Here is a 281-nt window from a genome sequence, read left to right on the forward strand (position 1 = left end):
ATGAATTTTGAAAAACTCGCCATCCCGGATGTCGTGCTGCTGACCCCACAAAAATTCGGTGACGAGCGCGGCTTCTTCATGGAGACCTTTCGCCAGAGCGAATTCGTCGAGCACTGCGGTGATTACACCTTCGTGCAGGACAACCACAGCAAATCCCGTCAGGGCATTCTGCGTGGCCTGCACTACCAGCTGAATCAGCCGCAGGGCAAGCTGGTGCGTGTCACCCAGGGGGAAGTCTTCGATGTGGCCGTGGACATGCGCAAGAGCAGCCCGACGTTCGG

1 protein-coding gene is annotated in these 281 nt (G+C 57.7%); it reads left to right on the top strand.

What is annotated here, in order from left to right; translation table 11 throughout:
* Positions 1-281: dTDP-4-dehydrorhamnose 3,5-epimerase family protein (locus HXS66_RS17305; protein ID WP_176504178.1), on the top strand; the 281-nt coding region annotated here is incomplete at both ends.

The organism is Cobetia sp. 5-11-6-3 (genome assembly GCF_013374055.1).
GTDB classification, from domain to species: domain Bacteria; phylum Pseudomonadota; class Gammaproteobacteria; order Pseudomonadales; family Halomonadaceae; genus Cobetia; species Cobetia marina.